At 38.8% G+C, this 8,788-nt stretch carries 8 protein-coding genes; 3 read left to right on the top strand and 5 right to left on the bottom strand.

Translation table 11 applies throughout. From position 1 onward, the window contains the following. Positions 1-95: 95 nt before the first annotated feature. Both asnB and clpP read left to right on the top strand, forming a co-directional pair. Positions 96-2,012, top strand: a complete 1,917-nt coding sequence (gene asnB / locus AC6UD4_RS05865; RefSeq protein WP_500694293.1) for an asparagine synthase (glutamine-hydrolyzing) — start codon at positions 96-98, stop codon at positions 2,010-2,012. 98 nt (positions 2,013-2,110) lie between these two features. Next, a complete protein-coding gene (clpP, locus tag AC6UD4_RS05870) occupies positions 2,111-2,704 on the top strand; it encodes an ATP-dependent Clp endopeptidase proteolytic subunit ClpP (RefSeq protein ID WP_500694292.1) in 594 nt (197 codons plus the stop codon). Positions 2,705-2,771: 67 nt separating this feature from the next. Here clpP and whiA read toward each other — a convergent pair whose 3' ends face one another. From whiA to AC6UD4_RS05890, 4 genes are all read right to left on the bottom strand, one after another. Next, on the bottom strand, positions 2,772-3,707 hold the full coding sequence (gene whiA / locus AC6UD4_RS05875) for a DNA-binding protein WhiA (protein WP_500694291.1): 936 nt from the start codon (positions 3,705-3,707) through the stop codon (positions 2,772-2,774). Positions 3,708-3,718: 11 nt separating this feature from the next. Beyond that, complete coding sequence (mgfK, locus tag AC6UD4_RS05880; RefSeq protein WP_500694290.1) at positions 3,719-4,726, bottom strand: gluconeogenesis morphogenetic factor MgfK; 1,008 nt, start codon at positions 4,724-4,726, stop codon at positions 3,719-3,721. Next, positions 4,727-5,608 (bottom strand): RNase adapter RapZ, encoded by an 882-nt coding sequence (gene rapZ / locus AC6UD4_RS05885; protein ID WP_500694289.1) that lies wholly within the window; start codon positions 5,606-5,608, stop codon positions 4,727-4,729. A gap of 94 nt (positions 5,609-5,702) precedes the next feature. Beyond that, the gene (locus AC6UD4_RS05890) at positions 5,703-7,046 is read right to left on the bottom strand and encodes a glutamate--cysteine ligase (RefSeq protein WP_500694288.1); all 1,344 of its coding nucleotides are present in this window, start codon (positions 7,044-7,046) and stop codon (positions 5,703-5,705) included. Between the two features lie 240 nt (positions 7,047-7,286). Between AC6UD4_RS05890 and AC6UD4_RS05895 the strand changes: the two genes are divergently transcribed. After that, positions 7,287-8,339 (top strand): lactonase family protein, encoded by a 1,053-nt coding sequence (locus tag AC6UD4_RS05895; protein WP_500694287.1) that lies wholly within the window; start codon positions 7,287-7,289, stop codon positions 8,337-8,339. Positions 8,340-8,662: 323 nt separating this feature from the next. On the opposite strand, the gene AC6UD4_RS05900 is transcribed toward AC6UD4_RS05895, so the two are convergent. Continuing rightward, on the bottom strand, positions 8,663-8,788 hold a 126-nt coding region (locus tag AC6UD4_RS05900), incomplete at its 5' end, for an LPXTG cell wall anchor domain-containing protein (protein ID WP_500694418.1).

The following is an 8,788-nucleotide window of genomic DNA, read 5'->3' on the forward strand; positions in this document are numbered from 1 at the left end:
GCTAGCCTTTTGTGTGCGAACAACTTAAGATAGTTAATGGAGTTTGGTTAGCAGAAATAATCAATTTAATAAGCAATTGAAAAGGAGAGGATACTATGTGTGGATTTACTGGTTATATTAACCAAAATAATATCCCGAAGGATACTATCAAAAGCATGGCTAAAAGAATTAAACACCGTGGACCAGATGATGATGGTTTCTTCCAAAATGATGAAATCTCAATGGGTTTTCGTCGTTTATCAATCATTGACTTAGCCAATGGTCATCAACCAATGTTTGGTGATAATGATACCGACGTTTTAACCTTTAATGGTGAGATTTATAATTATAAAGATTTACAAAAAGAATTAATTGCAGTAGGTCAAAAATTTGATACTGACTGTGATTCAGAAGTTTTAATTCGCGGATACGAAGCATGGGGTCCGAAAAAATTACTTTCAAAGCTTCGCGGAATGTTTGCATTTACAATCTACGATTCAAAGAAACACCAAGTCTTCGGAGCTCGAGACCACTTTGGTATCAAACCACTCTATTACTATGATGATGGAACAAACTTCATGTGGGGATCCGAAATCAAAGCCTTTTTGGCAAACCCTAATTTTAAAAAAGAACTGAATACCAAATTATTACCAGTTCACTTAAGTTTCGAATTCATCCCATCATCAGAAACAATGTTTAAAAACGTTTATAAGGTGATGCCAGGACAGTATTTCATCTATAAAGATGGTAAAACTACCACTGACACATACTACAAGTACAACTACGGTCACATTGATAATTCGCAAACCATTGATGGGGACGCTAAAAAGATCGAAGGATTAGTTGATGACAGTGTTAAGGCACACATGGCGTCTGACGTTCCTTTGGGTAGTTTTCTATCAAGTGGTGTCGATTCCAGCTATGTGCTAAATGAAGCCGCTAAGATTAAACCCATGCAATCATTTTCACTTGGGTTTAACGGTTCTAAGTACAGTGAATTAAAATGGTCAACTAAGTTTGCAAAAGAAATTGGACAAAAGAACACGGCCACCACAATTGATGGTGAGGACTACTTCGATTTCCTTCCTACTATGATGTACTACATGGACGAACCACTGTCTAATCCTTCTGCTCCACAACTTTACTACCTGTCACATAGTGCTAGAAAAGACCTAATTGTTTCATTATCAGGTGAAGGTGCTGATGAATTTTTTGGCGGATACAATACGTACCTTGAAGCTTTCACCTTTGAGAAGTACCAAAAGATGGTACCAAAGTTTGTTAGAACCGCTCTCGGTAAAATTGCCTCATCACTCCCACGTTTTCACGGTCGTCGTTTCTTAATCCGTGGTGCACAACCGTTGTATGAACGATACTATCGGGTTAACTACGTGTTTGACGAACACGATCGTGAGCGCGTCTTAAAAGATAAATCACTTAACTTTGATACTGGTCAATACACCAAACACATTTTTGATGAAGTGGCTGGTAAGGACGAAGTAACGCAGGAACAGTACTTTGACATTAACACCTGGTTACCTTTCGATATCCTGCAAAAGGCTGACCGGATGAGCATGGCTAACAGTCTTGAAGTTCGAACTCCACTAGTTGACAAAGACGTAGCAGAATTCGCCAAAACGATGCCAACTAAGACCCGAATTTCATTTGATAAAGACGGCAATCCAATCACTAAAGTGGCCTTTCGAAAAGCGGCTTCCTCGCAAGTACCAAAGGTTGTTGCCGACAAAGAAAAACTAGGTTTCCCATCCCCAATCGCACAATGGATCAAAGAACCCAAATACCATGATAAAATCAAAACAGCATTTCATTCCGATATTGCCCAAAAGTTCTTTAATGTGGACGAATTAGACCGCATCCTGAAAGAACACATGGAAGGTAAATCCAGCATGCAAAAAATCTTTACCATCTACACTTTCATTCTTTGGTATGGTGTTTACTTCCCAGAAGACACTAAGATGAACTACAATAAAGAAGTTGATTTACACAAATACTCACGTGAATCAATCGCATAATTATCATCAAGCAAAGTTTTTGACCTTTGTTGACCTTTAATGTAGAATGACTTTTATAACTTGATATAATTTGAAATTATCAAAGGAGGAGTATGGATATGAATTTAGTTCCAACTGTCATCGAAAACTCACCACAAGGTGAACGTGCATATGACATTTACTCACGTCTTCTAAAAGACCGAATCATTATGTTATCCGGTGAAATCCAGGATGATATGGCTAACGCAATTATTGCTCAACTATTGTTCTTGGATGCTCAAGACTCTGACAAAGATATCTACTTGTACATCAACTCACCAGGTGGTGTTATCACTTCTGGAATGGCAATCTACGATACGATGAACTTCATCCACGCCGATGTTCAAACCATCGTAATGGGGATGGCAGCATCAATGGCCAGTGTCTTGGCTTCATCTGGTGCCAAAGGAAAGCGCTTTGCATTGCCACATGCTCAAATCATGATTCACCAACCATCTGGTGGTGCTCAAGGTCAACAAACTGAAATTGAAATCGCCGCAAAAGAAATTTTGCGTGCTCGTAAGATGATTAATGAATTACTTGCCGAAAATTCCGGTCAACCCCTTGAAAGAGTTAACCGTGATACTGAACGAGACAATTATCTTACCGCTGACGAAGCAGTCGATTACGGTTTGATTGATGGTATCATGAAAAACAGTTCTGACAAAAAATAATTAGTTTCTGTTTATAACAAAAGCAGCAATTAGAATAATTCTAATTGCTGCTTTTTTGTTCGTTTCATTAGGCATTATCGGAACGTAATTGAGTTGCAAACTCATTAATCTTGCGTAACCGATGATTCACGCCGGACTTAGAAATCGGTCCTCCTGGAACCAAATCACCTAACTCCTTTAAACTCACTTCTTGATGCTTCATGCGAACCTCGGCAACGTCTCGAAGCTTTGGTGGCAACTTTTTAAGCCCCACGGTTTCTTTTATAAACTGAATGTTTTCAATTTGCCTAGTTGATGCATTGGCTACCTTGTTCATATTGGCATTTTCACAGTTTACAAGTCGGTTAACGGAATTCCGCATGTCTCTAACAATTCGAATGTCCTCGAATTTTAACATAGAATTAGTAGCCCCAATTAGTTGCAGAAAATCCGCAATCTTTTCAGCTTCTTTCAGGTACGCAATACACCCGCTTCGTCTCGTGGTAGTTTTAGCGCCCAAATGATAACGATTCATCATCTCCGCAATCATTTCGTTATGATTCTCATACGTTGAATAAATTTCAAGGTGATACCGAGATGTTTCTGGATTATTAACGGATCCCCCCGCTAGGAATGCACCACGTAAGTAAGAACGAACCTGCCCATCATCTTTAAGTAACTCTAATGGCACCCGTTCAATAATCTTGTTTCCATCCAAAATGCCCAAATCATCCAAGATTGCTCTTACATGATGATTCAAACGCACCACGTATAGATTGTTCTTTTTTAGTTTCATCTTTTTTCGAACCAGAACTTCTCCTTCAACGTGATAAAACTGAAGTAAAAGTTGATACAGTCGTCTAGCAATTGCTGGATTTTCGGACTGAACATCTAACACCAGGTGTTTTTCGGATATTTTAAGTGTTCCATTCATTCGAATCAATGCCATCAGTTCTGCTTTTGCGTTAGCTCGATGGACTTCTAGGTTAGTTAATTCTTTTTTGACGTCACTAGCATATGACATCTAATCATCCCCTAATGGCGAATTTTAGGTTGTCCTAATAAACGAATCAGTTCATCGGACACTAGTAATCCATTATGAAAAGCTCCGTGGTCTCTTAATTCAAGAAAATCAGAAGAGATTACCCGACAACCTTGTTTCTTTAAACCCTTAAAATCAGATTTCACTGGTTGAGCTTCATCACCCCAGCGTTGATGATCAATATAACTTGCTGGGACTTTTTTATTGTTAACCAAAACGGTATCGATAAAATTAGTTTTCAAATGACGATTTAAAACCTGGACATGATCAGCGTCAGTGAAATTATCGGTTTCACCCTTCTGAGTCATGATATTACAAATATAAACAACTTCCGCATCGGTCTCAGTAACCGCTTTGCCAACATTATCAACCATCAGGTTGGGTAAGATACTGGTAAACAAGCTTCCCGGTCCCAAAACAATTTGGTCAGCGTTCATGATCGCATTGATCACACTTGGAACTGCCTCTGGCTTCTTATTGCCATCAGTAGATTCAACCCACACTTTTTTAATCATTTTGTCAGAATTGGTAATTTCAGATTCTCCAGACATGGTCGTCCCGTCGGAAAACTCAGCGTGTAGTTCTAGACTTTCATCACACACCGGATACACATGCCCATCGACCTTCATAATGTCGGTCAATTTTTGGATGGCATCAAAAAAGCCGCCGCTCATTTCAGAAAGCGCCGCAATTACTAAATTGCCAATGGCATGCCCAGCAAGAAACTTGTCGGAAGATTCAAAGCGATACTGAAAGATATCCAAATCAATCTGAGGCAACGTCGAAAGTGCCACTATAACATTGCGAATATCTCCCGGTGGCAAAACATTAATGTAGTTTCTAAGGATCCCTGATGACCCCCCATCATCAGCCACCGTGACAACAGCGGTAATATCAACATCACGCTTTTTTAAACTTTTTAAAATTACAGGTAAACCGGTTCCTCCCCCAATTACAACCATTTTAGGACGTCCGATTCTTTTACCTACTTTATCAATCATTTATTTAACCCCTTTGTGACGGTTAATGTCCCTGTGAGTGACATTAACTGGATATCCAAGTTGATCCTTGATATCCTTAGCCAATCGTTCAACCATTGCAACCGAACGATGTTGACCGCCAGTACAACCGATTGCCATGGTGACAGTCGATTTTCCTTCTTTTTTAAATTTAGGTAACGTAAATTTAACGAGGTCAAAGACTTTTTCATAAAATTCATTAGCTTCATCTTGGTTCATAACGTAGTCATAAACATCTTGATCTTTTCCAGTCTTACTTCTTAACTTAACCACATAAAATGGATTCTTTAAAAAACGCACATCCAAAATAATGTCAGCATCGATTGGAAGCCCATATTTAAATCCAAATGACATTAATTCAACGTGAAATGGCTCTGAATGAGAGAGCTTAAACTTATGAATGATTTCCTCACGTAATTCCTGTGGGGTCAAATCACTTGTATTAATAACAAGATCAGCAGAGTCTTTGACCCTTTTCATTAATTTTCGTTCTTTTTCAATTCCATCAACTACCCGCCCTTTTCGTGCTAAGGGATGGGTTCTCCGGCTTTCTTTATATCGAGACACTAATTTTTCGTCAGAGGCATCGAGAAAAATCACCTGATCCTCAGTGTCTTTGTCGTTAGACATATTAACCAAGGTATCAACAATTTCGTGGTATGAGGCTGGAGCCCTTAAATCAATTACTAAAGCAACCTTCTTAATTTCACTAGAAGTGTGAACCAATTCCATGAACTTCGGAATTAAAGAAGGTGGGATATTATCAACGCAAAAGTATCCTAAATCTTCACATGTTTGCATGGCCAGTGTCTTACCTGCTCCACTCATGCCCGTGATAATCACAAATTGTTCGTTATCTGCCATTTTGATACCTCCAAACTCTTATAAGTATAACATACCGGGTGTGTCATTTATATAGTCTCGGGATGATTCAAAAAAGAGAGTTAACGAATACTCATTAAACTCCCTTTTGTTTCTCAATGTATTGATTAACTGTATCTGGTTGAACCCCAGGAAAAGCATCCTCAAGGCTCTGATTTTCATACTCTTTTTTTAGTTGCCCACCGCGCTGAATTCCAAAATTCATTAATGAGCGATTCTCAGCATATTTCATTAGTTTTGCGGATGGTGTCAAGTTTGGATTATCAACCTTATTTCTAGCGGCCTCATTAGCTTGAACTAGCTCTGGTTTTAAATCATTAGGAGCATGTTCAATTAATTCATCAAGCTGATCCAAGACCCGATAAGTCTTACTCTGTAAAGATGGTGGTAACGGAGCAGTTGGATGTTGTAAAGCGACCCGATTATTTTGATCTTTTGCTTCATTTAAACTTTCGTCAGTCCATTTCTGAGGATTAACGATCCCGTCAACTATTATAAGATGGATGAAATTTAAAGTTTTTAAATTAATTTCTAAAAAGTCAAATGGATCAAGATCAAGGGTCCGAAGTTCAAGATAGTCGAATCCCTCTTCCTTAACAGAATTAATCCCATCTTTAGCCTTTAAACGCACCGGACCATAAAACTCGCTCTCGGAAAATAATTTGTGGGAATTAACCTCATGCTGCAAATTGTTTACGTATTGACTCAAACTAGCGTAAGAAACATGGATATTATCCAAGTTTTCGTATCCGTATTGACTGGAACGTAAAGAACGGACTGGGACAATCTTTTTTTCAGCACCGAATAAGTGATCTTCTGGATTTTCTGATAGCGGGCTGGCCCCAAAAAGGTACGTTAAAAGCCAACGATATCCTACCAATTGTTGAGCAATTTGAAACAACAGCTCTGACTGTGCCCCTTTCTGACTATCAATAGAATAATTTCGTTGAAAAATCTCAATAATTTGAGCACTGGGTGAATAGTTAAAATGAATGCCACACATGATTTGACGAAAAATTCCGTAGCGTCTCACGAGCCATTTGCGATAATCATCCATCCAAAAACGCTTAAACGTCTTTCTTACAAAATTAACATCATCTTCATCAAGTTTGGGTGGCATCGACATCGGCCAAATAATCTCACTTGGTTCTAGTGTTCCATGAAGAATAGACTGAAGTGATCGCATTTGTAGGAGCACTCCTTTGGTGGTCGTGTGTTTATCCGTAACCAATTCTTCCATACACTCGGCAAAGTCAGTCTGAAAGTGGGTTTTCCCTCGTCGATCACCTAGTTTACGTCTGTGAGCGTAGCGAGAGAGACTGTCACGATTCAGATCAACCCGTTCCTCCTCGATCTCGATGCCAAACGAACCAGCAAAAAGTTCGTTTGGTGAGTTAACAAATTTTGCCTTGCTTCCCATTTTCATCCCTCCAAGCCTGTTGATAATTTCACGAGTAATTGATAGGTGAAATTTCCAATAGTTTACACCGCTCACGTGACACGTCAATAGGATTTACTAAACTAATTTCATTTCCGTCACGATTACTACTTTTGCCATCCATAAAATTTGAAACTTGAATAAATAAAAATACATTTCGACTGCAAAAGGATCACTTTTGTGGCAAAATGAAACTGTATATATTAGGAGGGAATTGAGATCATGATTGAAAAATATTTAATTGGAACTTACACCATTAATGCTAGCCAGGGGATCTACCAAATCGAGTTAGATACCGACAAAAAAAGATTACAAAATACTCAATTAGTAGCCGAGATTGGGAGTCCTACATATCTTGCCGAGTCAAAAGCCCACAAGATCTACGCCGTTGATCGTAATATGGACGAACCAGAACTCCGTGGTGGAGTAGCAACTTTCGATGGTAAAACCATCCCAGCTAAAGAAATGCAGGAATGCATCGAAAAAGGTACTTCAGCCGCCTTTGTTTCCATTGACGAAAGACGCCAATTTGTCTTTACCGCCAACTACCACATGGGACACGCCAGCGTTTACAAAATCCAAGAAGATGGCACTTTAAAGCTTACCGATCGTGCCCAAGATAATGGAATTCCTGGGCCACTTCCTGAGCAGGCCGACGGACCACACCCTCATTATGCCAATCTAACTCCTGATAATCGACTGGTAGTGTGTGACCTTGGTCTTGACCGCGTCTACCTCTATGATGTTTCTGATCAAGGTAAATTAAACTTAGTCAGCGAAGTCAACGCTCACCCTGGCTTTGGACCACGAAACATTACTTTTGTTCCAGGAACTGGCAAGGGTTACCTTGTTGGTGAACTAAGCAGTAAAGTTGCTGTGATTGACTACAACGAAGAGGCTGGATTATTCACGATTCAACAAATTGTTTCAACCATTCCTGACGATTGGGAAAGTCACAACGGTGCTGCTGGAATCAAAGTTTCAAAGGACAACCGCTTTGTCTATGTCTCAAACCGTGGTAACGATTCAATTGCGGTCTTTAAGATTAAACCAAATGGTGATTTAAAACGAATTCAATTGATTTCAAGTGAAGGTGAATTCCCTCGCGACTTTAACTTTAGTGCCGATGAATCAATGTTTATCGTTGCTAACCAAAACAGTGACAATGCTACTCTTTACTCACGAGACGCCGATACCGGAAAATTAACTTTGATTCAAAAAGATTTCGAAGTTCCTGAAGGTACCTGTGTGGTTCGACGTGAAAACGTTGACTAATAATTTGTCATTAAAAAACATTTTATTAATTTATGAAGTGCTCTGTAATTTTTAGACATTAATAGGCTCCAAAATGGTTAGGTAAAAACTAACTGATTTGGAGCTTTTTATTATGACTAAATATTCTTTTAACATTAAAGCAAACATTTCAGAAATATGGTAAATGGTTTAATACCAAACACATTTCCGGTAAGAAAAAAAGACTCACACAGATTAAATATCGGTATGAGTCCTTGAAAGTATGAATTTATAAAAAGGCTAACACCCAAAATGGATGTTAGCCTTTAAACTTATTAATCTCGCTTAATCTTTAAATCACAAACTTACTTGGTTTCTTTTCGGTCTTTAAACCATTTCTCTAAGCCAAAGAAACTGAGAAGTGACAGAAGCATGGTTCCGATCAGGCTTAAGAAGCTATCAGAACTTTGACCAGTTTGTGGTAACGTCGT

This window comes from Fructilactobacillus sp. X3R5C2 (assembly GCF_059901175.1).